Annotated in this window: 21 protein-coding genes; 12 read left to right on the top strand and 9 right to left on the bottom strand. The window is 70.3% G+C overall.

Annotation, left to right across the window (positions count from 1 at the left end; translation table 11 throughout):
- Positions 1-550 precede the first annotated feature (550 nt).
- The 9 genes from rpmH (at position 551) to AB0K35_RS10000 (ending at position 9,517) form a co-directional block, all read left to right on the top strand.
- A complete protein-coding gene (gene rpmH, locus AB0K35_RS10040) occupies positions 551-688 on the top strand; it encodes a 50S ribosomal protein L34 (RefSeq protein ID WP_007453904.1) in 138 nt (45 codons plus the stop codon).
- Between the two features lie 34 nt (positions 689-722).
- Positions 723-1,139 (top strand): ribonuclease P protein component, encoded by a 417-nt coding sequence (rnpA, locus tag AB0K35_RS10035; protein ID WP_238669634.1) that lies wholly within the window; start codon positions 723-725, stop codon positions 1,137-1,139.
- Positions 1,136-1,432, top strand: a complete 297-nt coding sequence (yidD, locus tag AB0K35_RS10030) for a membrane protein insertion efficiency factor YidD (protein ID WP_238669633.1) — start codon at positions 1,136-1,138, stop codon at positions 1,430-1,432. Before rnpA ends, yidD begins: the two co-directional genes overlap by 4 nt.
- Before the next feature lie 2 nt (positions 1,433-1,434).
- Positions 1,435-2,424, top strand: a complete 990-nt coding sequence (yidC, locus tag AB0K35_RS10025; RefSeq protein WP_238669756.1) for a membrane protein insertase YidC — start codon at positions 1,435-1,437, stop codon at positions 2,422-2,424.
- Positions 2,425-2,636: 212 nt separating this feature from the next.
- Complete coding sequence (locus AB0K35_RS10020) at positions 2,637-3,254, top strand: R3H domain-containing nucleic acid-binding protein (RefSeq protein ID WP_091397533.1); 618 nt, start codon at positions 2,637-2,639, stop codon at positions 3,252-3,254.
- Between the two features lie 4 nt (positions 3,255-3,258).
- Entirely contained in the window at positions 3,259-4,113 is an 855-nt protein-coding gene (gene rsmG / locus AB0K35_RS10015; protein WP_238669632.1) for a 16S rRNA (guanine(527)-N(7))-methyltransferase RsmG, read from the top strand.
- 256 nt (positions 4,114-4,369) lie between these two features.
- The gene (locus AB0K35_RS10010) at positions 4,370-5,677 is read left to right on the top strand and encodes an AAA family ATPase (RefSeq protein ID WP_363884767.1); all 1,308 of its coding nucleotides are present in this window, start codon (positions 4,370-4,372) and stop codon (positions 5,675-5,677) included.
- A gap of 27 nt (positions 5,678-5,704) precedes the next feature.
- Positions 5,705-6,727, top strand: a complete 1,023-nt coding sequence (locus AB0K35_RS10005; RefSeq protein ID WP_363884765.1) for a ParB/RepB/Spo0J family partition protein — start codon at positions 5,705-5,707, stop codon at positions 6,725-6,727.
- 1,518 nt (positions 6,728-8,245) lie between these two features.
- The gene (locus tag AB0K35_RS10000) at positions 8,246-9,517 is read left to right on the top strand and encodes a hypothetical protein (protein WP_363884763.1); all 1,272 of its coding nucleotides are present in this window, start codon (positions 8,246-8,248) and stop codon (positions 9,515-9,517) included.
- 93 nt (positions 9,518-9,610) lie between these two features.
- On the opposite strand, the gene AB0K35_RS09995 is transcribed toward AB0K35_RS10000, so the two are convergent.
- The gene (locus tag AB0K35_RS09995) at positions 9,611-10,612 is read right to left on the bottom strand and encodes a D-alanine--D-alanine ligase (protein ID WP_357360813.1); all 1,002 of its coding nucleotides are present in this window, start codon (positions 10,610-10,612) and stop codon (positions 9,611-9,613) included.
- A gap of 7 nt (positions 10,613-10,619) precedes the next feature.
- Positions 10,620-11,933, bottom strand: coding sequence for a PLP-dependent aminotransferase family protein (locus AB0K35_RS09990; RefSeq protein ID WP_238669628.1), 1,314 nt, complete (start codon positions 11,931-11,933; stop codon positions 10,620-10,622).
- 294 nt (positions 11,934-12,227) lie between these two features.
- Between AB0K35_RS09990 and AB0K35_RS09985 the strand changes: the two genes are divergently transcribed.
- Complete coding sequence (locus AB0K35_RS09985; protein WP_363884761.1) at positions 12,228-12,893, top strand: GNAT family N-acetyltransferase; 666 nt, start codon at positions 12,228-12,230, stop codon at positions 12,891-12,893.
- A 14-nt stretch (positions 12,894-12,907) separates the two neighbouring features.
- Here the strand turns inward: AB0K35_RS09985 and AB0K35_RS09980 are convergent, their stop codons facing one another.
- The 7 genes from AB0K35_RS09980 to murJ all read right to left on the bottom strand — a co-directional run bounded on the left by AB0K35_RS09980 (position 12,908) and on the right by murJ (position 21,316).
- The gene (locus tag AB0K35_RS09980; RefSeq protein WP_238669626.1) at positions 12,908-14,071 is read right to left on the bottom strand and encodes an N-acetylmuramoyl-L-alanine amidase; all 1,164 of its coding nucleotides are present in this window, start codon (positions 14,069-14,071) and stop codon (positions 12,908-12,910) included.
- Positions 14,072-14,242: 171 nt separating this feature from the next.
- Entirely contained in the window at positions 14,243-14,566 is a 324-nt protein-coding gene (gene trxA / locus AB0K35_RS09975; protein ID WP_030331849.1) for a thioredoxin, read from the bottom strand.
- A 31-nt stretch (positions 14,567-14,597) separates the two neighbouring features.
- Entirely contained in the window at positions 14,598-15,548 is a 951-nt protein-coding gene (gene trxB, locus AB0K35_RS09970) for a thioredoxin-disulfide reductase (RefSeq protein ID WP_091396582.1), read from the bottom strand.
- Positions 15,549-15,731: 183 nt separating this feature from the next.
- Complete coding sequence (locus AB0K35_RS09965; protein ID WP_238669625.1) at positions 15,732-16,754, bottom strand: hypothetical protein; 1,023 nt, start codon at positions 16,752-16,754, stop codon at positions 15,732-15,734.
- On the bottom strand, positions 16,751-17,467 hold the full coding sequence (gene sigM / locus AB0K35_RS09960; protein ID WP_363884759.1) for an RNA polymerase sigma factor SigM: 717 nt from the start codon (positions 17,465-17,467) through the stop codon (positions 16,751-16,753). Before sigM ends, AB0K35_RS09965 begins: the two co-directional genes overlap by 4 nt.
- Before the next feature lie 43 nt (positions 17,468-17,510).
- The gene (locus AB0K35_RS09955) at positions 17,511-19,118 is read right to left on the bottom strand and encodes a protein kinase family protein (protein WP_238669623.1); all 1,608 of its coding nucleotides are present in this window, start codon (positions 19,116-19,118) and stop codon (positions 17,511-17,513) included.
- Between the two features lie 446 nt (positions 19,119-19,564).
- Positions 19,565-21,316, bottom strand: a complete 1,752-nt coding sequence (gene murJ / locus AB0K35_RS09950) for a murein biosynthesis integral membrane protein MurJ (RefSeq protein WP_363884756.1) — start codon at positions 21,314-21,316, stop codon at positions 19,565-19,567.
- Between the two features lie 126 nt (positions 21,317-21,442).
- Between murJ and AB0K35_RS09945 the strand changes: the two genes are divergently transcribed.
- Positions 21,443-22,903: a CCA tRNA nucleotidyltransferase gene (locus tag AB0K35_RS09945; protein ID WP_112700307.1), complete on the top strand. Its 1,461-nt coding sequence runs from the start codon at positions 21,443-21,445 to the stop codon at positions 22,901-22,903.
- Positions 22,904-23,205: 302 nt separating this feature from the next.
- Positions 23,206-25,284 (top strand): S8 family serine peptidase, encoded by a 2,079-nt coding sequence (locus tag AB0K35_RS09940; RefSeq protein ID WP_238669620.1) that lies wholly within the window; start codon positions 23,206-23,208, stop codon positions 25,282-25,284.
- Positions 25,285-25,337: the final 53 nt, after the last annotated feature.

Below are 25,337 nucleotides of genomic sequence, written 5' to 3'. Positions count from 1 at the left end.
CGGGTGGAACAACACCCACCCGGACGGTCGACCGGTGGTCATCCACAAGTTATCCACAGCCTGTGTACCGACCGATTGTGGCCGCCGCCGGACGCGGGTGGGACCTGCCCCTGCCTGAACGGGCGCTGAAGCGGGTACACCGTGCCGAACGATTCACTGCCATGTCCGGTCTTGCCTGCGCGACGACCGGAGCTTCCGACGCTCACCGCAATCGGGCACGGTAACAGCGTTGTCCCTGCGCCATCAACCGGCGACGCGGCGGCGCCCTTGTCGGCATCAGCGAAAACCACCCTTCGGCCTCGGGCGCGTCCCGTTGTCCCCTGCTCGGGGTGTTTGACGGTCATTGCCCCCCTGCGTAGGCTGGAACGGCTGCTTTCTCGCCCTCTGCTAGGGTGATGGGTGCTTGCTGTCCGCGGTCGCATCCCCGCAACACCGAGGTCCCGCTCCGCCGGGCAGCACCGATCGTGGGCCACCGTCGAGGTGGCCTGGACCACCACACGACCCCGGCGATCCCGTCGCGCGGGGCGCGTACGAAAACGGAGAGCCTGACGTGAGCAAGCGCACCTACCAGCCGAACAACCGCCGGCGCGCGAAGACCCACGGCTTCCGGCTGCGCATGCGCACCCGTGCCGGCCGTGCCATCCTGTCGAGCCGTCGCGCCAAGGGTCGCACCACCCTGTCGGCCTGAGCCGACCGGGCCGGTCCAGGGGACGTGGGCAGTCGTGCTGGCCGCCGCACAGCGACTGCGGCGCAGTACTGACTTCGCCGCAGCGGTTCGCGGTGGCCGACGCGCCGGACGTGGCGCCGTCGTGGTCCACCTGACCATGCCGGTGACCGTCGACCCCAGCACACCGACCTTGCCGGAGCCGGTACGGGACAACAGTGCGGAGCAGTCGTCCGTGCCGTCCCGTGCCGGCTTCGTCGTGTCCAAGGCGGTCGGCAACGCGGTGACCCGTAACCGGGTCCGGCGCCGACTGCGGGCGCTGGTCCGCGAACGGTTGACCGACCTGCCCGCCGGCAGCACCCTGGTCGTCCGGGCGCTCCCCGCCGCGGCGCAGGCGTCGTACCCTCGGCTCGCCACCGACCTGGACGCCGCCATCGCTGTCGCCCGGTCGCCACGCGAACGGCGGTCCCGATGAGCGGTGCCGAGCAGAGCAGCCCTCGGCCGTCGACAACCGGTGCCAAGGTGCTGATCGCGCCCATCATCGCGTACCGTCGGTGGATAAGTCCGGCACTGCCGGCTCGCTGTCGGTTCTACCCGTCGTGCAGTGCGTACGCCCAGGAGGCTGTCGTTCGGCACGGCGCGCTCCGGGGAGCCGTGCTGGCGGCCCGACGGTTGTTGCGCTGCCACCCCTTTCACCCTGGTGGATATGACCCGGTGCCGGAGCCGGGCGACCGCCGCCGTGCTGATGTGACTGGAGCCCCGAATTGAGTCTGAGTCTCGACTGGATCTACTACGCGATTTCGTGGATCCTGCTGACCTGGCACTCTGCCTGGGACGCCATCGGGGTGCCCGTCGGTGCGGTGATCGGCACCAACTTCGCCTGGATCCTGTCCATCATCTTCCTGGTGGTCACCGTCCGGGTGATCCTGTTCCCGGTCTTCGTCAAGCAGATCAAGTCGCAGCGGGCGATGCAGGCGCTCCAGCCCAAGGTCAAGGAGCTTCAGGAGAAGCACAAGGGTGACCGGGAGACGCTCCAGAAAGAAATGATGGAGCTCTACAAGAAGGAGAAGGCCAACCCGCTGATGGGTTGCCTTCCGATGTTCCTTCAGATCCCGGTCTTCCTGGGCCTCTTCCACGTGCTGCGCCGGCTCGACCCGGACAAGCAGAACAAGACCCTCTACGGCTGGACCGTCGACCAGTTCCAGAGCGCCTCGCAGGCGAAGCTCTTCACCGCCCCGATCGCCGGCAAGTTCGGCTCCACCGCCGACGAGCTGGCCAGCCTCGGCGCCAACGGCAGCACCGTGAAGATCATTGCTGGTGTCCTGGTCCTGGTCATGATCGCCACCACCTACCTGACCAGCCGTCAGATGATCCTGAAGACCGGCTGGGCCGAGGACCCGCAGCAGCGGATGATCCAGCGACTGATGCTCTACGGCATCCCCGCGTCGCTGCTGATCTCCGGCGCGATCTTCCCGATCGGCGTCATCATCTACTGGGTCACCAACAACCTCTTCACCCTCGGCCAGCAGCAGTGGGTGCTGCGGAAGTTCCCGCCGCCGGTGACCGCCAAGAAGGCCGTCGCGCCCGCTGCCAGCCGCAACCCGGTGCAGCCCGCCAAGTCCGGTGGCCTGTTCGGTCGCGGCAAGGCCGCCCCGGCGGCGCCGGTCAAGGCGGCCGCGCCCAAGGTGGCGGGGCCGAAGCCGGGCGCCAAGCCGGCGAACAACCCGAAGAAGAGCCGCCCCGCCAAGCGGCAGGGCTGACCTACGAGGGCCGCCGCCGGATCACCGGCGGCGGCCCGTTCCGCACCGCGCAGCCGCCGTACGGCCGGCGCCGGGCGGAACCGACCGCGCACCGCGCGGCCACGGGCGACACTGCCCGTACAGACGTGCCCGTGGGCACCGGCAACCTCCAGCCGGCCCCGGGAAACCAGTCGGACCCGACGGTCCGGCCGAGCGAGTACGGAGATGAGACCGTGACCGAGACCAGCATCCCCCGCGCCGAGCAGTCCCTGGACGAGGAGGAGACCGCCACGCTCGCGGTGGACGGCGACGACACCGAAGCCGATGACACCGAGGCGGACGACGACACCGACACCGCCGCTGGCACCCGGGTGAAGAAGGCTGTGGGCGAGGGCGACCTGTTCCGGCAGAGCGAGATCGCCGCCGACTACGTCGAGGGCCTGCTCGACATCCTCGACTACGACGGCGACATCGACGAACTCGTCGCCGCTGGCCGTCCGATGGTCGAGGTGGTCGGCGAGCGGCTGCAGAATCTGGTCGGTCAGCGCGGGGCCACCCTGGAGGCACTTCAGGAACTGACCCGCCTTGCCGTCTTCCGGCAGACCGGTACGCCGAGCCGTCTGCTGCTCGACGTCGGTGGCTACCGGGCGAACCGCCGCAAGGAACTCGCCGCGGTCGCCAAGAACGCCGTCGAGAAGGTCAAGGAGTACGGCGAGCCGGTCCGCCTGGAGGCGATGTCCGCGTTCGAGCGCAAGTGCGTGCACGACGTCGTCAACGCCATGTCCGGTGTGGCGAGCGAGTCCGAGGGTGTGGAGCCGAACCGGCGCATCGTCGTACGGCCGGCGGACTGACCGGGTGACCCACGACGACATCACGGCCGATGCCGTGTCCGGCCCGGGCGGCACGCCGCCCGGGCCGTCCGCTGTCCGCCCCGCAACCGTCGACGCTGATGCCGAATCGGCCGGGCGTGACACCGCACCGTCACCGGCTGACGCGGCGTTGCCGCCCGAGCTGGCCCCGGCCGCGCTGACCCTCTTCGGTGACCGTCTCGACCTGGCCGCCGCGTACGCCGAACTGCTCGCCACCGACGGGGTGGTCCGCGGCCTGATCGGCCCCCGGGAGGCACCCCGCATCTGGGACCGGCACCTACTCAACTGTGCTGCTGTCGCGGAGCGGATCCCGTCCGGAGCGACGGTGCTCGACGTCGGCTCCGGCGCTGGTCTGCCGGGCCTCGTCCTGGCCATCGCCCGCCCCGACCTCACTGTCACACTGATCGAGCCGCTGGCCCGGAGGACGTCGTTCCTGATCGAGGTCGTCGAGCGACTCGGTCTGGCTAGATCGGTGCGGGTGTTCCGCGGCCGGGCCGACGAGGCGGCCAGCGGTTCGAGCGGCCGTGAGCCGATCAGCGGAGACGTGGTGACCGCGCGCGCGGTGGCGCCCCTGGATCGGCTCGCGGGCTGGAGCCTTCCACTGGCCGTTCGCGGTGGTCGGCTGCTGGCACTCAAGGGCTCATCCGCCGCAGCCGAGATCGAGGAACACGCCGACGTGGTGGCGCGACTCGGCGGCGGGGAGCCGGCCGTGCAGCTCTGCGGCGTCGGGGTGATCGATCCGCCGACCACTGTCGTGGAGATCGTGCGCGAGCGGATGATCGGCCCGGCCCGCCCGGCGGCCAAGAAGCGCGCCCGGGGTGGACGCTCCCGCCGAAGCTGACACTTCGCGCCATCGGGCTTCCGGCCGGTGGGTTGCCTCGTTGTACCGGTACGGATGGACGAGGGGATGAGAACCCGACGTGGACCGGCCGCGCCCGTCCGCCGTAGGCTGACCGCGCGTCGATAGTGTGGAGCGGGTGACGGACGTCGCGGGTCTCCGACCGCTCCCGCGGGCCGTACGCTCCGGGATGCGGGCGAGGAGGCGGCCAAGTTGACCGGGGCGCGGACCGACCATCCGAAGCGGGCAGGGATGACAGGTGCATGACGACGGCAGGTACGACGATCCACCCGTGACCGGGTCGACCAGCGATCCCGTTTCACGTGAAACCGACTACCCGAGCTGGTCGCCCGGCGCGACCGGGCCATCGACCCGACCTACCGACGGCGATCCGCCGGCAGCGCTCGACCCACCATTGGGTGCCGGGCATCCGGAAAGCTCGGCCATTCCGGAGCCGGCGGGTGGTCGTCGGACGCCGGAGGCGTCGAGTCGACCGGTGAACGCCGCCGAGGTGCGGTCGACCTCGGGTCGCCGCAACACCGCCGCGTCGGTTCGCTTCGAGCCGGCCGTCCCACACCAACCCACTGCGGCGGTTGTTCGGGACGCCGCGCCGGTCGCTTCGACCGATTCGTTGGCCGCCGTGGCGGCCGATCCCACGTACGTTTCACGTGAAACCCCGACGCGCGAAGAGGATGACCCACCGTTGGCTATGGAGGCGATGCGCGCCGTGCAGATCCTGAATCCCAGTGGCGAGGTGACAATGCCTCGGCCGGACCGGACCCGGGTCATGTGCGTCGCCAACCAGAAGGGCGGCGTGGGTAAGACCACCACCACCGTCAACCTTGCGGTGGCGCTCGCCCTGCACGGCAACCGGGTGCTCGTGGTCGACCTCGACCCCCAGGGCAACGCCTCGACCGGGCTCAACGTCCCGCACCACACGGGAATCCCCGACGTGTACGACTGCCTGATCAACAGCGTGCCGCTGGCCGAGGTGGCACAGGCGGTCGACGGCATCCCCAACCTCTGGTGCGTACCCGCGACCATCGACCTGGCCGGCGCGGAGATCGAGCTGGTGTCGGTGGTGGCCCGGGAGTCGCGCCTGGACCGGGCGATCGCCGCCTACCCGGGCGAGTTCGACTACGTCTTCATCGACTGCCCGCCCTCGCTCGGCCTGCTCACCGTCAACGCTCTGGTTGCCGCGCAGGAGGTGCTGATCCCGATTCAGTGCGAGTACTACGCGCTGGAAGGGCTCAACCAGCTGATCAACAACATCAACCTGGTACGCCAGCACCTCAACCCGAAGCTCGATGTCTCCACCATCCTGCTGACCATGTACGACCGTCGTACCCGGTTGGCCGACGCCGTCGAGCAGGACGTCCGGAACCACTTCGGCGACAAGGTTCTCCAGGCGGTCATCCCCCGCAACGTCCGGGTCTCCGAGGCACCGAGTTACGGCCAGTCGGTGATGACCTACGATCCCGGTTCGCGGGGTGCCACGAGTTACTTCGAGGCCGCCCAGGAGATCGCCGAGCGCGGCGTCAAGGAGCCGGTGGGCCGGAATGCGTAATGCGGAAGAGTCGCTGGGAGGCGTGGCATGAAGAACCGTCCTCGGGGCGGTCTGGGTAGGGGCCTCGGGGCGCTGATCCCAACCGGGCCGGCGCCGGATGCCGCTGGCACCGCGACGGCCGAGCCGGAGAACGAGCACCTGGACGACACGGGCACCGTCGCCGTCGCCGTCGCCGCGGTGCCGGCCGGAGCGCCTGTCCACGAGCCGGAGCCCGTGCTGAGCCCGGTGCCCGGTGCTCGATTCGCCGAGATCCCGGTCGACGCGATCATGCCCAACCCGAAGCAGCCCCGCCAGGTCTTCGACGAGGAGGCGCTGGAGGAGCTGAAGACCTCGATCCAGGAGGTCGGCTTCCTCCAGCCCATCGTCGTCCGACAGCTCGACGACGAGAAGTACGAACTGGTGATGGGCGAGCGGCGCTGGCGGGCCGCCCAGGCGGTGGGGCGGGAGAGCATCCCGGCGATCGTCCGGGACACCCGTGACGACGCGATGCTCCGCGACGCCCTGCTGGAGAACATCCACCGGGCGAACCTGAACCCTCTGGAAGAGGCCGCCGCCTACCAGCAACTGCTGGAGGAGTTCGGGGCCACCCACGAGGAGTTGGCCCGCCGGATCGGCCGGAGTCGCCCGCAGATCTCCAACACGATCCGACTGCTGAACCTGCCCGCACAGGTGCAGCGCCGGGTTGCCGCCGGCATCCTGTCGGCGGGGCACGCCCGCGCCCTGCTGAGCCTCGACGAGGCGGAGGCGCAGGAACAGCTGGCCCTGCGGATCGTGGCCGAGGGACTGTCGGTTCGGGCGACCGAGGAGATCGTCGCCCTGACGCTCAACGACGGACCGACGAAGGGCCAGGCCGCGAAGCGGCGACCCAAGGCGCACGCGCCGGCCCTGACCGATCTCGCCGATCGGCTGTCCGACCGGTTCGACACCCGCGTGAAGGTGGACATCGGCCGGAGCAAGGGCAAAATCACGATTGAGTTCGCGACGGTGGACGACCTTGAGCGGATCGTCGGGATCATCGGAGTGCAACAGGAGGAGAGCGGGGAGGACTGATTCCGCCCGCTCGCCTACGGCCGCGCTACCCCACCGGGGGCGCGGCCGTTCTGCATCCCGGGGTCGTCGCGGTTTCACGTGAAACAGACGGCGGACCTGACTCCAAGATCGGGTATGACCCGCGGATGTCGTCATCCTCGGCTCGCCCAACCAGTCAGCCGACCCGAGGTCCCGCTCTGGCAGCAGGAGAAGTGGGCGGGGCGGTGGAGCGGAAGTTCGGTCGGTCGCGTTGGCCGCACGTCGACAGCACAATCCGCTCGCGGCTCGCGGCTCGCGGCTCGCGATGACGGGGGGAAATGACGGGGGCGCGATGACGGGCGCGGCGGGCAGCGGGGCGTGGCGATCGGGTCGCCGTGGGCGCGGCGGTGCGCAGCGGTGGGCGACAAGCCCGCGTCGCGAGCGGCTGGTGGAGGAGCGGGCGCAGCGGCGGGCGGCGGACGCGGTGGCTGGCGACCGGCGGCGGCCGCTGAGGTGAGTGCGGGCCTTGAGAGGAACGGATCCTCTACACGCGTCGCAGAAGGCTCCGGGATGGTCCACTCGACCGCAACCACCCGCTGCGCCGATCAAAGCGCCAGCGGACCGCTGAGTGGCGCGAAACGACGTCTCCGTGGTCATCCGTAGGTGGGTCGAGGACCTCGATCGTGGTTAGCCCGCTGGAGCCGCCGCACAGCAACCCGGCGGGAGTCCGCCGGTCCGGGAGACCGCCAGACGGGTCAGACCGCCAGACCGCACGGCGGCCAGACCACCGGACCACCGGACCGCCGGACCACCGGACCGCACGACGGCTAGACCGCCAGACGGCTAGACCGCACCACGGCCAGACCCGAACTGGATGCACGGGCGGTAGACCCCAGCGCGATATCGGCCCTGGCTCCGGATCGTCTCCGCCACCCGGCGCGGCGGTTTCACGTGAAACCGAGATAGCGGCTCGCTGGCACCGGTCGAACCCTGGGGACGGAGTGACTGGTCAAGCGGAGTGGCCTCCCTATCCCAGCGATCGACGTTGGTGCTACGGGTCCGATCGACCCGTCCCGGGCTTTCCGGAGACATCAGGGGATCCACGCCGCGCGGGTGGGTGTTCTGCTGACACGGTCCGCGAACGCAAGCCAACCCGTCGCCGTCGACGCGTGCCAGATGAGCCAGCGGGAGGTCGTCGGTGGCTGGGGAACCGCGCCGACGGTGGCGCGCGACGCCGGTCGGAGCGCACCCCTCCGATTTCGTCTCCGGTGGCCGTCGACTAGGCCGATTTGGCGGTTCGCGGACAACGACCGACCGGCCGAAAAGTTATCCACACCGGTTGTCCACAGGCACCCCCCGTTTCACGTGAAACAGCGCGTGGGAGCGGGTGTGAGCCTGTGGATGACGGCCTGTGTTCAGGATCTCGGCAGCCTGTGGATATCGCCTCTCGGTGGCCCGCGCGACCACGCGCACCCGGTCGATGACGGGTGCCGATCCGGTGGCCCGGGACCGCTCGAACAGGTAGGGACAGCGGTGCCAGACTCGGTTAGGGTCAGCGTCGTGCACGACAACCCTCCCTCAGTCCCGGACTTCACCCAGTGGCCGTCATTCCCCTTCGAGGGTGACCTCCACGTGAAGCAACTCGATGATCCGGTCCCGGTCGAACCGCCGCGGAAGGGCGAGGGTCTCCGGGAATGCACCGCCTGCAACGCACCCGACGACGCCTACATCTGGGTGGGTGAGCGGTGGCGCGTCCGCGCCATGGACCGGCCCACCGGCCTGCCCATGGTGCTCATCCTGGAATCGCGCACCCACCTCGACCTCGGCGACCTGCCGAACCTGCTGGCCGCCGAGCTGGGGGTGATGACAGTACGTCTGGAGCGGGCCATCCGGTCGCTCGACGGCGTGGCACGGGTGCACGTCAATCGCTGGGGCGACGGCTCGGCTCATCTGCACATGTGGTTCCTCGCCCGTCCGTACGGCCGGCTTCAACTGCGGGGCACGTTCCTGTCCCTGTGGGACTCGATCCTGCCGCCGATCTCCGAGGCGCAGTGGCGGGAGAATCTGGCGCTCGTCGCGGCCTGGCTCGCCGAGTTTGGTGGCCGCCCGCTCGCCGAGCCGCCCCGTATCCAGTGGCAGGCGCCGTCCAGTCTGTTGGCCCAGTCTGCCGCCGCGGACGCCGCTGCCGCAGCGGAGGCTGCCTCAGCGGCAGCAGCCGGGACGGAGGCCGTCTCGGTCATCGAGGCGGCAGAGGAGATCCCGGAGCCGGCGCTCGACTCCACTCCTGATCCGACCGACGCCGACAGCCGGCCCAGGGCCGAACCGGTCGTGGAACCGGACGCTGATGCCGGCTCGACGACGAGCACCGTCACCGACCGCGCTGCTGAACCCGCCCGGTCGGCCACGGTCGGCGGTCCGGCGGTTGAACCCGCTCGGCCGGCGTCCGCCACCAACCTGCCCGGCATCCCGGCTTCCGGCACCCGGGACTCCACCGCCGCAGCATCGGGCAGCGCCGCATTGACTGCGGCCGCCACGGGCAGCACCGTCACGACGGCCACCGACGGACTCCACGTCGGCCTGGCGGAGGTGCCTACCGACAGCCCTCACGGTGTCGGAACGGCGGAGAAGCCCACCGGCCGGGCTCACCTCGGCCCGCCGAGTGGAAGCGCCGGGGAGGCTGATTCCGCCAACCCGGCCGTGTCCGACCCGGCCACCGGGGGCGCCTCCGGAGAGGCCGTCAGCAAGACCGCACCCGGGAAGGACGCCGGCACTCCGGGCCCGGACGCGCGCACCGATGGCACCGACACACCCGACGTAAGCGCGACCCACTGACCTGGAACCGCCAGTGAGGTTGACCCCCGGCAGGCCAACCTCACTGTCGTCCCGTCGGGTTGGCCCGCTCGGCCGTACGGGTTGGCGGGGAGGTCAGTGCTTGGTGAGGCGGGCGGCTGCTCGGGCGACAAGGGTGCCGAGAAGTCGGCCGAAGTCCAGGCCGGCCGCCTGCACAGCGAGCGGAAGCAGTGACGTCTCCGTCATCCCCGGCGAGACGTTGACCTCCAGCACGTGCGGCTGGCCGGCCGCGTCCACGATCACGTCGACGCGGGAGAGATCCCGTAGACCGAGCGCGGTGTGCGCGGCGAGGGCCACGTCAGCGACCGTGGCGGCCACATCCGGGGCCAGCCGGGCGGGGGCGTGCCAGGTGGTGCGCCCTGCCGTGTAGCGGGCGGCGTAGTCGTACACGCCGTTGCGCGGCACAATCTCCACCGGTGGCAGCGCCTGTGGACCGTCGCCGAGGTCGACGACGGAGACCGCCACATCCATGCCCGGCACGTACCGCTCCACGAGCGCCGTGGAGTAGTACGCGAAGCAGCCGACCATTGCGGCGGGCAGCGCGGCGGCGTCCCGGACCACCGCCCCGCCCAGCCCGGACCCGCCCTGCGCCGGCTTCACCATCAGGGGTACGCCCAGACGGTCGACGATCCGGTCCAGGACGGCGACCGCGCCGAGCTCGGAGAAACGATCGTGCGGGAGCGCCACCCAGTCGGGGGTGGGGATGCCGGCCTCGCGGAGCACCGCCTTGGCGGAAGGCTTGTCCCAGGCGACCCGGGAGGCCCGGGCGTCGCAGCCGACGTACGGGACATCGCACAGATCCAGCACCCCGCGCAGCGAGCCGTCCTCGCCGGTCGCGCCGTGCAGCGCGATCACCACCGCGTCCGGCGGGTCGGCGGCGAGCGACGGCAGCAGCGCTACGTCAGCGTCTCGCAGCTCGGCCTCCACCCCGACGGCGCGCAGCGCGTCGAGCACCCGACGACCGGAGCGCAGCGACACGTCCCGTTCGTAGGAGAGCCCACCCGCGAGCACCACGACGCGCAGGTCGGCCGAGATGGCGGAATCGGTCACGAGGAGGTGCTCGGCGGTCGTACCCATGCCGGCATCATGCCAAGTCGGGCCCGGGCACGTCGGAGCCGGCCCGGCCGCGTCGGCCGGCGGCACCACCCACGGCACCGAAGACCCGGCGCATAGCGATCTCCTGCTCCATCACCCCGGCCAGCCGGCGGACGCCCTCGCGGATCCGGTCCGGCGGCGGGAAGCTGAAGTTGAGCCGCATGGCGTCGGTGCCGGTGCCGTCGGCGTAGAAGCCGGTGCCGGGAACGTAGGCGACCCGGGCGGCGACCGCTCGCGGCATCATGGCCTTCGAGTCGAGCCCGTCGGGCAGGCTCGCCCACACGAACAGACCGCCGGCCGGGGTGGTCCAGCTGGTGCCCTCGGGCATCAGGTCGGCCATCGCGTCGAGCAGGGCGTCGCGGCGTTCCCGGTAGACCTCGCGATAGACCTTGAGCTGCTGCCGCCAGGGCATCGTGCTCAGGTAGGTGGCCACTGCGGCCTGGGCGAAGCCGCTGGGGCAGAGGATCTGCGCCTCGCTGGCGATGACCAGTTTGTCGCGGACCGCGTGCGGCGCCAGGATCCAGCCGACCCGCAGCCCGGGGGCGAAGGTCTTGGAGAAGGTGCTGAGGTAGAAGACGCCGTCGCGGCGGCGGGCCCGTAGAGGGGCCGGGGCCTCACCCTCGAACCCCAGTTGGCCGTACGGGTCGTCCTCGACGACGAGCAGGCCGGCGCGCTCGCAGATGTCGAGCACCCGTTCCCGGCGCTCCTCGCTGAGCGTCACGCCGGTCGGGTTCTGGTAGGTGGGGATCGTGTAGAGGAATTTGACCCGCTGGCCCGCGCGGGCCAGGTCGGCGATGGCCGTCTCCAGCGCCTCCGGGATCAGCCCGTCCTCATCCATCGGTACGTGGACGACCTGCGCCTGGGCGGCCTGAAACACGCCGAGCGCACCGACGTACGTAGGTCCCTCGGCGAGCACCACGTCGCCCGGGTCGAGGAAGAGCCGGGCGACCAGGTCCAGCGCCTGCTGCCCGCCCACCGTGACCACGACGTCCTCCGGGGAGGCGCCGCAGGCGGCGTCGATCCCGGAGAGCGACATCACCTCGCAGATCCGCTCGCGCAGCTCGAGGGTGCCCTGACCGATGCCGTACTGAAGGGTGGTCACGCCCTGCTCGGAACCGAGCCGGCCGAGCATCTCGCCGACCGCGTCCAGCGGAAGGGCGGCAATGTACGGTGCGCCACCGGCAAGCGAGACGACCTCCGGACGACTGGCCACCGCGAACAATGCTCGAATCTCGGAGGCGGTCATCCCGCGTACCCGCCGGGCGTACCGGTCGGTGTAGTCGTCGAGTGTCGTGCCGGTCATGACCTCACCTCGATCACTGCTCGAGTGGCTCCCGCCCGGGTACCCCGCACACCGCTGACCATGGCGGCGGACACACCGATTGTCGATCCTAGTCCGCCGGAGTCGTGCTGCCGCCGTGCCGCAGCAGATCGACCACATGGCGGACCGTCCTCGGCGTCCCCCGTTGCGGTGGGCATTCGCGCGTCCCCTCCCGCATCGCCGATCGGCGGCGTACGATCGCTCGTCGGGGGCAGGAAGGCGGCGCTGTCGTTCCATGCCGGTCTCACCACCGAGCCTATTGTGGGGATGCGCCATATGTCGCGACGTCTGGTCAGCCTGACCCTCGACACGTTGGAAGACCTTCCGCGCCGGTGCCGGCAGTGCGTCTACTGGGAGCTCGATCCGGTCTCCGCGGACCGCGCCTGCGCTGCTGGCGACCCGGCCCTGGAGAAGGAGGCATGGGTCTCCCAGACGCTGCTGGAGTGGGGTTCCTGCGGCAAACTCGCGTACGTCGACGGCATGCCGGCCGGCTTCGTGATGTACGCCCCGCCCGCTTACGTGCCCCGGTCGATGGCGTTTCCGACCTCGCCGGTCTCCGCGGACGCGGCACTGTTGATGACAGCCAACGTGGTCGCCGCGTTCTCCGGCGGCGGGTTGGGCCGGATGCTGGTGCAGGGTGTCGCCCGGGATCTGACCAAGCGTGGGATCAAGGCGATCGAGGCGTTCGGCGATGCCAAGTTCGGTGACGCGGACGACCCGGCCGGCGGTTGCGTGGCACCTGTCGACTTCTTCCTCTCCGTGGGCTTCAAGACGGTACGTCCGCATCCGCGCTTCCCTCGGTTGCGTCTTGAGCTGCGCACGGCGCTGAGCTGGAAGTCCGACGTCGAGTACGCGCTGGAGAAGCTGCTCGGGTCGATGAGCCCGGAAACCCTGCTCCGGCCGGTCCGTCCGGCCCCGGCCACCCGCTCCACCAACGGCTGACGCCCGGCGGTGAATCAGTCCACCACAGTGCCGGCGGTCACCACGGCACGCAGTTCGCTGACGTCGAGCGATCCGGTCGGGACGTCTCGTTCGATCGGGTAGTACATCCGCTGCACCGCGGCCACGATCGCCTCCACCACCCGGTCCCGGAACCGGGGGTCGACAAGGTGGGCGCGGTCCGTCGGCGAGGTGAGGTAGCCGACCTCGACCCGGACGGCGGGCATACGCGTCAGTCGCAGCAACTCCCACGTCTTGGCGTGGGTACGGCAGTCCCGCAGCCCGGTGCGGGCGACGATTTCCCGCTGCACCAGCCCGGCCAGGCGTTCACCGGTCGCCGAGGTGACCCCGTTGTCGGTGCCGTAGTGGTAGGTCGCGACGCCCTCCGCATCCGGGTTGGCGTGGCCGTCAAGGTGCAGCGAGATGAAAACGTCGGCGCCGAGCGAGTTGGCGAGCAGGGCCCGGTCGGAGTCCGGCAGGCAACTGTCGGGCGACGGGCCCCGGGTGAGCTGCACCCGCACCCCGGAGGCGGCGAGCCGCCCCTCCAGTCGGCTGGCCAGGTCGTGCACCAGGTCCGCCTCGGTCCAGCGCAGCGAGCCGTCGGGCACCACCATTCCGGGGTCGGTGCCGCCGTGCCCCGGGTCGATGACGACGGTCTTGCCGACCAACGCCGGCCCGGACTGCCGGATCGCGTCGGATTCGCGGAGCCACTGCGGGCGGCCACCGACCACCTTGCGGCCGATGCGGCGGAGCGCGTTCATCGTGTGTGGGCCGCAGGAGCCGTCCGGGGTGAGCCCGACCTCACGTTGGAACTGGGCCACCGCCCGCGACGTCCGGACACCGTAGATCGCGTCCGCGCGGCCCACGTCGTACCCCATCTCCAGCAGTCGCTCCTGTAGCGACCGGACGTCCTCGCCGGTGAGCGGCTCGGGGACCGCGTGGTAGAGGGTGCGGGCGCCGAGCCGCCAACGGGCGGCATCCAGGGCGCGCCAGGTCTCCGCGCCGACCCGGCCGTCCACACTGAGCCCCCGCGACTGCTGGAAGGCGCGGACGGCCCGCTCGGTGTCGAGGTCGAACTCGTCGGTGTGCGGGCCAGCGGCGGCCAGCAGTTCGAGGCCGGTCAGAATGGTACGGATCTCCGTGACCGCGGGTCCCCGGTCACCGGGTCGGATCGGACGCACGCACGACCCCCTCTGCACGACACTGGCTGGCCGGGCGGCCCAGGCTTGAGGCTATGCGTTCCGGGGCGGCGAGGTGGCTGGGGCCGAGAAATCCGTCGACGGTACGGCCGAGAAGACACCGAACCCCGCACCCGGCGAGCGGGTACGGGGTTCGGTTGATGTTTCTGCTGGTCAGAGGGCCGATTCGATGAGCCGGACCAGCTCGCCCTTCGGCTTGGCACCGGCGATCGACTGGACCGGCTGGCCGTTCTTGAAGACGGTGAGCGTCGGCACCGACATCACCCGGTAGGCCCGAGCGGTCTCCGGGTTCTCGTCGATGTTGAGCTTGACGATGGTGACCTGGTCACCCATCTCCCGGGCGATCTCCTCGAGCAGCGGCGACACCTTGCGGCACGGCCCGCACCACTCCGCCCAGAAGTCCACCAGCACCGGCTTGTCGGCCTGCAGCACGTCAGCGACGAAGCTCTTGTCGGTGACCGCCTTGGTTGTTCCCACTATGCCCCTCCTCCGGGATGTGTTCCTTGTTTCAGCTGAGCGTCGCGATGAACCGCTCGGCGTCGAGCGCGGCGGCACAACCGGTGCCGGCCGCGGTGATCGCCTGACGGTAGGTGTGGTCGACCACGTCGCCAGCGGCGAAGACACCGGGCACGTTGGTGCGGGTGCTCGGGGCGTGGACCTTCACGTAGCCCTCGTCGTCCAGCTCGACCTGGCCCTGGAACAGCTCGCTGCGGGGGTCGTGACCGATGGCGACGAAGACGCCGGTCACGTCCATCACCTTGGTCTCGCCGGTGTGCACGTTGCGGACGCGAACGCCGGTGACCTTGCCGTCCTCGCCGAGGATCTCCTCGACGGTGCTGTTCCACTCGACCTTGATCTTCTCGTTGCTCAGCGCCCGGTCGGCCATGATCTTGCTGGCCCGGAACGAATCGCGGCGGTGGATGATGGTCACCGACTCCGCGAAGCGGGTGAGGAAGGTGGCCTCCTCCATCGCCGAGTCGCCGCCACCGACGACCACGATCTGCTGGTTGCGGAAGAAGAACCCGTCACAGGTGGCACACGCGGAGACGCCGTGACCCAGGAATTCCTGCTCACCGGGCACGCCCAGCGGACGCCAGGCCGAACCGGTGGAGAGAATGATGGATCGCGCCCGGTAGGCGGTCTCGCCAACCCAGACGGTGCTCACCGCGCCGGAGCCGGCGTCGCCGGTGTCCACCAGCTCGACCCGGGTCACGTCGTCGGTGAGGAACTCGGCGCCGAACCGCTCGGCCTGCTTGCGCATGTTGTCCATCAGCTCGGGGCCGAGGATGCCGTCGGCGAAGCCGGGGAAGTTTTCCACCTCGGTCGTGGTCATCAGCGCGCCACCGGACTGCACGCCCTCAATGATCAGCGGCTTCAGGTTGGCACGTGCGGCGTAGACCGCCGCTGTGTAGCCGGCCGGCCCGGAGCCGATGATGATCAGGTTGCGGACCTCGTCCACTGCCGTCTCCCGAGTTGTGTGTGTTCGGCGTCGGCGCGAGCACCGATGCTGATCCGAGTCGCCGACGCCTGGGTGGGGCCGGCAGCTGACTTCCAGAACGTCATCGTACGAACCGGGGATTCCCGAGCCGGGCATCCGGTGGGTCAGGTCACGTGGGGGGTCATCGTGCCATTGACCGTGGATTCACCCTACCCGCGCCGAATACCGGCTGTCCGAGCCGGACCCAGGCACTCCGCACTCGGGGCCACTCACCCAGGCCCACCGGGCGCCGGTCGCGTCGGTGAAGTGGATGACCAGCGCCTGATCGCCCTGGAACCGCGCGTAATCGATCACCTCGACCACCAGTGGGGCCGATCCGTGCTCCGTCGCCACACTGGTCAGACAGCTGGTCAGCGCGGCCTCGTCGGTCAGCCGGGCCAGCTGGTCCGACCCGTAGGGAGAGGGACGGCGACCGCCCTCGGCATCCACCTTCGGCTGCTCGCCCGGGGTGTTGCCGGTCGCCCGGCTGGCGGCCGGTGTGCGTGGCGCGTCAGTGTCGTAGGCGTTGCCGAGGGTCTGCGGGGTGTAGTTCGTACCACTGCGCAGTGCCGGCCCGGTGGTGCGGGCCGTCCCGGCCCCCGCGACGCCCTCCGGCGCGCTGGCCGGCTGGTTCATGGCGTTTGTGCGGCCGGAGTCGTCCGACGCCCGCATCGAGAGCTGGTTGAGGCCCAGCGCGACGGCGATGACGGCGATCGCGGCGGCGGCCACTGGTGCGCCGCGGCGGGCCCAGCCGCGCTGGCGGCGGCCCGGACCGGTGGACGCCCAGCGCCCCGACCCGGCGGGCGGGGGGACGGGAGGCCGGCGACCAGCCCCGCCCTGCGTCGGTACGACCAACGGCGTCGCCGCGTCGCCGGCCCGATCGACGCTGGGCGCGCCGACTGGTGCCTCCTCGGTCGAGGTGTCGGTAGTCGGCTCCGCGGAGGCCAACGCGGCCAGGAGGCGGTCGGTGATCGCCGCCGGCATCTCCGGTGACGGCTCGGCCCAGTGGGTCAGGTCCGTCCGGACCTCGGTCACGGCGGGGGCCAGCAGCGCGTACGCCTCGGCCCAGGACGGGTCCGCGGAGACCAGTTGGGCGACCTCGTCCTGCTGCGGGGTGCCGTCCAACGCCCCGCCGAGGTAGTCAGCGAGGAGGTCGATGTCGACCTCCCGGAACCCCTCGGTCGTCACGTGTCCTCCTGGTTGGCGTCCCGCCGGTATCGACCTGACCTCGATCCGACGCCCTCCACCGGGCCGGGGTTCCCGGGCGTGACGCCGGGCACGCCCGTGATCGGGGCGGTGGGGTCCGGTCGGGCCGAAGGCGTCGCGACGGTGGCGGGGCGGAGATGCCCGAGCAGCACGGCCAGCCGCGCCCGGCCCCGGGCACACCGGCTCTTCACCGTGCCCTCGGCGACGCCGAGGATGCGGGCGACCTCGGCGACCGGATAGCCCTGTACGTCGACAAGCACCAGCGCGGCGCGTTGCTCAAGGGGCAGCGCGGCGAGCGCCTCGCGGACCACCAGCACGGTGTCGTGGTCCGTTACCGGTGCCGCCGGCTCCAGCCCGCCGGTGCCCGATCCGTCGTCGGCCCGGTTGCCGTCCGGCAGCGGCACTGTGGGGTGCGCCTGCCGTCGTCGGATCCGGTCCAGGCAGGCGTTGACCACGATGCGGTGCAGCCACGTGGTGACGGCGGAGTCGCCGCGGAAGCGGGCCGCCGCCCGATGCGCCGACAGCAGGGCGTCCTGGAGCGCGTCGGCCGCCTCCTCGCGGTCGCCGAGCGTCCGCAGGGCCACCGCCCACAACCGGTCCCGGTGGCGGTGGAACAGTTCGGTGAAGGCGTCCCGGTCTCCGGCGACGTGCGCGCGCAGCAGCTCCAGGTCGCTTGCGGCGGCGCGCCCGTCCATCACCGCGTCCAGTGCGTGCGAGGCCCGGATCGTGGGGCCCGGCTCACGACCCCTGGACCGTAATCTCCTGCACCCCCAGCTTGAACCCACCCTCGGACGGAGGCAGCTCGGTGATCCAGAACAGCAGGTACTGGTATTTCTTGTCGGCGTCGAAGCCGTTGAACGTCATGGTGGTGCCGTCGTGGTCCTCGAACGGCTGGCCGATGCCGGTCTTGTAGCTTGCGACCAACTGCTTGTCACCGCTGGAGCTGGACTCCGGTTTGATCGTGCCGGCGAGCAGTTGAGCGGACGCGCCGGTAGCCGACAGCACCGCCTGCACCGACCTGACGGTGTGCGGCTCGCCGAGGTCGATCCAGACGCCCATGCCCTTCTTCAGGTTGCCGAAGTTGGGCTTGTTCACGTAGGTCTCGGTCTCCCAGCCCTTGTCCTCGTCACCGTCGATGACCTTCTCGGCGTCACGGACCTCACTGCGGTCCTTGCTGTCCGGGTCGATGATCCGGACGCCCTTCACCGTCAGCTTGCGGGCGGTCGCGGCGGCCGGGGTGGCGTCGCCGGCCGGGGCACTGGAGGTCGGTGCGGCGACCGGGTTGGACTGCGGGTCCTCGTCGTCGCCACCCAAGGCGATGATCCCGATCAGCAGACCGACCAGGGCAACGGCCAGCAGACCGGCGATGCCGACGGCGACCTTGCGGCCTCCGGCCGCGGCCAGCGGTGACGGCTCTTCCCCGGTTTCGCCGGCGAACCGCAGCGGCCCGCTGTTGTCGAGGTAGTGCTCGTCCTCGGCCGGCACGTCCAGTCGCGCCAGTTCCGCGGCGAGCACGTCGGAGGACGGCGGCGCGATCTCGGCGTCGAGCAGGTCCATGGTCAGGTCGTCCAGGTACGCCGGAACGCCCGCCCGAACCTGGCGCGGTGCCGCGATGGCACCCCCGGCGTCCCGAACAGCGTCCGGGATGGCGGCGCGGCCGTGGCCGGCGGTGGCGCCGTGAAGTGGTGCCTCGGCGTGTGGCCAGGAGCCGGTCAGCGCGAAGTAGAGAACCCCGCCGACCGCCCGGATGTCGTTCTCCTGGCTGTCGGCACCGTCGGTGCGGGCGTCGGCCAGGACCACCCGGCCCTCATCGCTGATCATGACGGTGCCAGGGTGGACGTTGCCGTGCACCATGCCGGTGGCGTGCACCGCGGCGAGCGCGCTCGCGACGGCGTTGCCGATCGCGGTGGCCCGGGCCGGGTCCAGGGGGCCGTCGGTCGCCAGGTCCCGCAGGGACTGCCCGTCGACCCACTCGCGCACCACGTACGCCCGGTCGGCCTCGTCGATCGCGTCGTAGACGCCGACCAGGTTGGGGTGGATGACCCGGCTGGCCGCGACGGCGGCCTGAAGCATCTCGGTGGCGGAGTCGCCACCCGGGTAACGCAGCACCACGGCAACGGGACGGCGCAGGATGACATCGACCCCGCGCCAGACCAGCCGACCCGCGCTGTCGTTGTTGATGTGCTCAACCAGTTCGTACCGCTCGGCGAGGACTTCACCGGCCGTGGGAGCACCGAAGGTCATGACCGGAGGAGCGCTTTCGTCTGCCTCCTGACCCTCGCCGACCTGGGTCACCCGTCCTCCCTCGGTGATCGTGTCGATCGATGAACCCGAACTGCTGGGCATGTGGCTTCCCGCTCTGCCGTTGAAGGAACCGGCCGACCGGTGTCGACGCCCAGCGTCGGCCCCTGCCGTACCCGTCGAGAGCGACCTTACCCGGGTTGCCCGTCTCTCCGACATGTCATCTTCCCGCCGTACCTGGCGGGGTTTCCGGCTGTCGAAGAGCTCGTCCGGTTACGACCGTTGTCAGCCACGTTGCTGGCACATGTACTAGCTAATCTACGGCTTCACCGCAAGTGACCGACGCCGGGGCTGGGCTGGCGTGGCGCTCGCGCTGCCTCGTACGTTCCCACCGATCGGGTCGCCACCCTCAGCCGTACGGTTGGTTATCCACAGGCCGAAGCGGTGGTTGACCGGCGAATCGCGGAGTTATCCACAGGTGCATCCCCAGCCTGGTGATCCGTAGTCACGGTCCGTATGAGTGCCAACTTGTTGTAATCGGGTGTGGACGTTCAGCGACCGAGGCGGCGGCGAACCATCCCGACCACCTCGGTGATCTCCCCGATCCGCAGCAGCATGGCCAGACCCAGGTAGCTCCCGCCGATCACCACGCCACCGATCACCAACTGGACGATCGCCTCCAGGCGGCTGGGGGTGTCGTCACCGGGCAGCAGCTTCACCACCAGGAGGCCGACCACTGCCGAACCCAACGCCGCCACCGCGACCCTGCCGCCGGTCCGCATGATCTCGCCGAGCCCGATTCGACCGACGCGCGGCCGAAGCAGCCAGGCCGAGCCGATCGCGGCAGCCAGATAGGAGACCGTGTTGCCGATCATCATTCCCGCACCGGCGAAGCTCGCCGAGAAGGCGACGTACAGCACGATCTGCACCCCGATTCGCAGCGCCACCACCGGGATGTTGATGAGAGCCGGCGTGCGGGTGTCGGGCAGCGCGTAGAACGCGAAGGTGAAGAGCTGACTGACCGCGAACGGGACGAGCGCGAGCGCGGCGGCGAGCAACACGACGGACGTGGCGGTGGCGTTGTCCTCGTTGAACGCGCCGAACCGGAACAGCGTGAACGCGATCGGGGTGGCGAGGACGGCGTAGCAGACCGCGATCGGGGCGAGCACCGCCGTGACCGTGCGGGTACCCCGGGAGAGGTCGGCGGCGAGGTCGGCGTACCGGCCGTCGGCGGCGGCCGCGCTCATCCGGGGCATCAGCGCCGTGATGATCGAGACGGCGATGATGCCGTGCGCGGTCATCAGCAGCAGGAACACGTTGTTGTAGATCAGCGGGCCGGCGGCGTTCTCCTTGCCGGCCCGGTTCAGCAGGTTGAACAGCACGATCAGGCCGACCTGGCTCACCGCGACGTAGCAGATCATCCAGGCTCCGAGCCGGCCCAGCTCGCGTAGGCCCAGCTCGCGGAAGTCGAAGCGAAGCTTCCAGCGGAAGCCGACCTTGCGCAGTGCCGGCAGCAGGCCCATCGCCTGGACGGCGACGCCGAGCAGGGTGCCACCGCCAATCAGCAGGACCCGCCCGGTGGTCATGTCGTCCGGCTTGACGATCTCCGCACCGAAGATCGCGATGTAGAGGCCGGCGGTGCCGATCACCACCAGGTTGTTCAGGATCGGTGCCCACATCGGGGCGGCGAAGTGCCCCCGGGTGTTGAGCACCGCACTGATCAGCGCGCTCAACCCGGAGAAGAAGATCATCGGCAGCATCAGGCGGGCGAGCCCGGTGACCAGCCCTGAGTAGCCGTCAGCCGACTCCTCTCCGCCGTAGAGCCAGGTCAGCGGCGCTGCCAGCAGGAGAGCGAGCAGGGCCGCCGCGCCGAGTGCGAGCACCGCCAAGGTCAGCAGCCGCTGTGCGTACGCCTGACCGCCATCAGTGTCGATCTTGCGTCGCCGCACCAGCACCGGGATCAGCACGCTGGTGAGGACACCGCCGAGCAGGAACTCGTAGACCATGCCGGGCAGGATCTGCGCGGTGGTGTACGCGTCACCGACCAGCGCGCCGCCGAGCGCCGCGCCGATCACCAGGTTGCGCAGGAAGCCGGTGCCCCGGCTGACCAGGCTGCCGATCGCCATCACCGCGCTGTTGGCAGCCGCGCTCGCCTCGGCCACCTGTTCCTGCGGTGGTGCGGTCGACTCCATGGCCGGCTGGTTCAGCGGCTCGGCGGAGATGAAGGTGGCGCCATCCCCGGGTCGGGCGTTGGCACCGCCATCGTTCGCGGCGTTGGCGCTGCGGTAGAGCCCGCCGCTCATCTCCAGCCTCCCAGGGGTACGTCGAGTCGGACACCGACCCGCACGCCACAGACCATAGTCAACCCCCACCCGTTACCCGCGCCCGGCGGATCGGATCACACCCCGGCCCGATAAGCTGGTGATCCCATGTCCGAAGCCTCCGCTCCTCACGCCGCCGACCGCCGCGAACTCACCGCCGCGCAGCGCAACGCCGTCGCCGAACTGCTCCGGGTGTCCCCGGTCGCCGACGAGTTGGGCCGCCGCTTCGTCCGCGCCGGTCACGAGTTGCACCTGGTGGGCGGTTCGGTGCGGGATGCCCTGCTCGGTCGACTCGGGGATGACCTCGACTTCTGCACCGACGCGCACCCCGACGAGACCCTGCGGATCATCAAGGGCTGGGCCGAGTCGATCTGGGAGACCGGTCGGGAGTTCGGCACCATCGGCGCTCAGCGCGACGGCCTCCGACTGGAGATCACCACCTTCCGTGCGGAGTCGTACGACCAGGTCAGCCGCAACCCGGTGGTGGTGTACGGCACCAGCCTCGACGAGGACCTGAAGCGGCGCGACTTCACGATCAACGCGATGGCTGTGAGCCTGCCGGACCACCGGTTCACCGACCCGCACGGTGGGCTGGACGATCTCTCGGCCAAGGTGATCCGTACCCCGAGCACGCCTGGTGAGTCGTTCGGCGATGACCCGCTGCGGATGCTGCGGGCCGCCCGGTTCGCCGCCCAGCTGCGTTTCGCCGTGCACCCGGACGTGCACCTGGCGATGACCGAGATGGCCGCCGACCTGGACCGGATCACCGCCGAGCGGATCCGCGACGAGTTCACCAAGCTGCTCTGCGGCGCGGACCCGATCACCGGGCTGCGGCTGCTGGTCGACACCGGGCTGGCCGAGCGGTTCCTGCCGGAGCTGACCGGGCTGAAGCTGGAGATCGACGAGCACGCCCAGCACAAGGACGTCTACGAGCACACGTTGACTGTCGTCGAGAACGCGGTCTCCTACGAGGAGGAGGGCTGCGACTTCATCCTGCGGATGGCCGCCCTCCTGCACGACGTGGGCAAGCCGGCGACGAAGGCGGTCGGGTCCGACGGCCGGGTCAGCTTCCACCACCACGAGGTGGTCGGCGCCCGGCTGACCAAGGCCCGGATGAAGGCGATGCGCTACCCCAAGGACGTCACAGCGCAGGTGACCGCGCTGGTCGCGCTGCACCTGCGTTTCTACGGGTACGGGCGGGGCGAGTGGACCGACTCGGCGGTGCGCCGCTACGTCGCCGACGCCGGTGACCTGCTGCCCCGCTTGCACAAGCTGACCCGCTCCGACTGCACGACCCGCAACCGGCGCAAGGCCGCCCAGCTCGCGGCCGACTACGACGCGCTGGAGGATCGGATCGCCCGGATCGCGGCCGAGGAAGACCTGGCGCGGGTTCGACCCGACCTGGACGGTAACGCGATCATGGAGCTGCTCGGCGTACCGCCGGGGCCGGTGGTCGGGCGGGCCTGGAAGCACCTCAAGGAGCAACGCCTTGAGCACGGCCCGCTGGACCGCGACGCCGCCGAGGCGGAGCTGCTGCGCTGGGCTCGCGCCGAGGGCATCCTCGGCTGACGCGCGCAACGTCAGTGTTGGTCAGGTAGCGCCGTCTGCAGCGAGGTGGCGGGAGCCGTCGCTTCAGGGCGTGGCTGCGACGCTGCACGGCTGTCCGGTCGACGACGAAACGCCAGCGGATCGACCGAATGGCTGAGGTGTATCGCTTTCATCGTCGTCCATGATGGCTGGGCGTCCGTCGGCTACCGGTGCACTGACACCGCCGCCGACCCCACCGCCCGTCCGGTCGTCCGGATTGGACGGGCGACGACCAACGGGGAGATCACCTAGTGAAACGCCGTGGCGTGATACGCCGCTCGGCGGTGGCGAGCCTTGCTCTCGCCTCCGCAACCATCATCGTCAGCGCCGCGACCGGCGGGGCCGCAATGGCCGAACCGACCGCTCCGTTGGCACCGAAGCCCGCAAGTAAGTTGACCGCTCCCAAGCCGGACGGCCGGTTGGACAAGGCCAAGCCCGCCGAGGTCGTGCCGGGTCGCTACATCGTGGTGCTCAAGAACAAGAAGACCACCCCCGCCAAGATCAAGGCTGCCGCCTCGGCTCTGGCCAAGGAGAACGGTGGCAGCGTCGGCCGGCTGTACAGCAGCGCCGTCAACGGCTACTCCGCCGCGATGACCGCGAAGCAGGCCGGCCGGCTGGCCGCCGACCCGGATGTCGCCTCCGTGGAGCCGGTGGTCCGCTTCCACAAGAGTGGAACGCAGAGCGCGCCTCCCTCCTGGGGCCTGGACCGGATCGATCAGGTCTCGCCCAAGCTGAATGGCAGCTACACCTACCCCACCACCGGTGCCGGGGTGAGGGCGTACATCGTCGACACTGGCATCGACATCAATCACAGTGACTTCGGTGGCCGTGCCTCGTACGGCTACGACGCGATCGATCGGGACAATGTGGCGCAGGACTGCCACGGTCACGGCACGCACGTGGCGGGCACCGTCGGCGGCACGAAGTACGGCGTGGCCAAGGGCGTCAACCTGGTCGCCGTCCGGGTCCTCGACTGCGAGGGTTCCGGCACCACCGAGGAGGTCCTGGCCGGGATCGACTGGGTGACCGCCAACGCGCAGAAGCCTGCCGTGGTCAACATGAGCCTCGGCGGGCCGGAGGACCCGGACTCCCCGGCGCTCTCCAACGCGGTCAGCAACTCCATCGCCACCGGTCTCACCTACGCGGTGGCCGCCGGCAACGAAGCGGACGATGCCTGCTACTACACCCCGGCCAGGGTGTCGGCGGCGATCACCGTCGGAGCCACCGACAGGTTCGATCGTCGGGTCTCGACCGAGAAGTGGGATTCGAACTACGGTCCGTGTGTCGACGTCTGGGCTCCGGGCGTTGACATCGTCTCGGCGGCTAGTGGGACCACCGACGGGTCGGTGGCCTTCAGCGGGACCTCGATGGCGGCGCCGCACGTGGCGGGAGCCGCTGCGCTGCTGCTTCAGTCGAACCCGACGTGGTCCCCGACGCAGGTGCGCAACACGATAGTGACCCGAGGGCTCGCCGGCGCTGTCTTGAACCCGCAGGGCGGGGTGGACCGTCTGCTCAACGTCGCGGCGGCCCTCTCTCCCGCGCGCTCCGCGCACGGTCTGCTGGCGCGTTCCAACGGCTATTTCGTCTCGGCTGACGGTGCGGGCAGCAAGCCGCTGGCCTCCGTCGGCCCGGTGCTGGGCGGCTGGGAGAAGCTCGACATCGTCGACGCCGGCAGCGGCCTGGTCGCACTGCGGGCGAACGTCAACGGCAAGTACGTCAGCGCCAACGGTGCCGGCAGCAAGCCGCTGATCGCCGCCGCCGCGACGGTGAGCACCTGGGAGAAGTTCCAGCTGGTTCACAACATCGACGGCACCGTGAGCCTGAAGGCCACTGTCAACAACAAGTACGTCAGTGCGCCCAGCAACGGTGGCCCGCTGATTGCCAGCGCGGCGAACGCCAGCACCTGGGAGAAGTTCGACCTCGAGACGAACCTGATCGTCAGCTTCAAGTCGTCCGCGAGCGGCAAGTACGTCTCCGCTGACGGTGCCGGGAGCAAGCCGCTGATCCCGGTGGCCGCGACGGTCAGCACCTGGGAGAAGTTCGAGCTGTTCGATCTGGACTTCTACGGCTACTTCGGCCTGCGGTCGTTGGCCAACGGCAAGTGGGTCTCGGCGACCGGTGCCGGATCGCAGCCGATGGTCGCCTCGGCCACCGGTATCGACGCCTGGGAGGCCTTCACCTTCTGGCACCGGGGTTTCGGGGACACGGACGGGTCGGGCTGGATCTATGCGAACGTCGACGGGCAGGCGGTCAGTGCCGGCAGCGCCGGCACCAGCCAGCTGATCCCGAACAAGAACTTCGACTTCTCTGCTCCGGACTTCGGTCTCTCGGCGGGCGAGCGCTTCGTCATGAACCTCGCCTGAACCAACAACTGAATTACCACCGGCGCCCGCCGGCACCCCTCCTTCGGGAGGCA

This window comes from Micromonospora sp. NPDC053740, assembly GCF_040677775.1.
Classification (GTDB): Bacteria; Actinomycetota; Actinomycetes; order Mycobacteriales; family Micromonosporaceae; genus Micromonospora; species Micromonospora alfalfae.
This window is presented reverse-complemented; position numbering and strand designations above follow the sequence as displayed.

Excerpts from the sequence above, each read along its gene's own strand:
- yidD (WP_238669633.1), top strand. The coding sequence starts at position 1,136 with ATGAGCGGTGCCGAGCAGAGCAGCCCTCGGCCGTCGACAACCGGTGCC.
- AB0K35_RS10005 (WP_363884765.1), top strand. The coding sequence starts at position 5,705 with ATGAAGAACCGTCCTCGGGGCGGTCTGGGTAGGGGCCTCGGGGCGCTG.
- AB0K35_RS09995 (WP_357360813.1), bottom strand. The coding sequence starts at position 10,612 with ATGGGTACGACCGCCGAGCACCTCCTCGTGACCGATTCCGCCATCTCG.
- AB0K35_RS09990 (WP_238669628.1), bottom strand. The coding sequence starts at position 11,933 with ATGACCGGCACGACACTCGACGACTACACCGACCGGTACGCCCGGCGG.
- AB0K35_RS09985 (WP_363884761.1), top strand. The coding sequence starts at position 12,228 with ATGTCGCGACGTCTGGTCAGCCTGACCCTCGACACGTTGGAAGACCTT.
- sigM (WP_363884759.1), bottom strand. The coding sequence starts at position 17,467 with ATGGACGGGCGCGCCGCCGCAAGCGACCTGGAGCTGCTGCGCGCGCAC.
- AB0K35_RS09955 (WP_238669623.1), bottom strand. The coding sequence starts at position 19,118 with ATGCCCAGCAGTTCGGGTTCATCGATCGACACGATCACCGAGGGAGGA.
- murJ (WP_363884756.1), bottom strand. The coding sequence starts at position 21,316 with ATGAGCGGCGGGCTCTACCGCAGCGCCAACGCCGCGAACGATGGCGGT.
- AB0K35_RS09945 (WP_112700307.1), top strand. The coding sequence starts at position 21,443 with ATGTCCGAAGCCTCCGCTCCTCACGCCGCCGACCGCCGCGAACTCACC.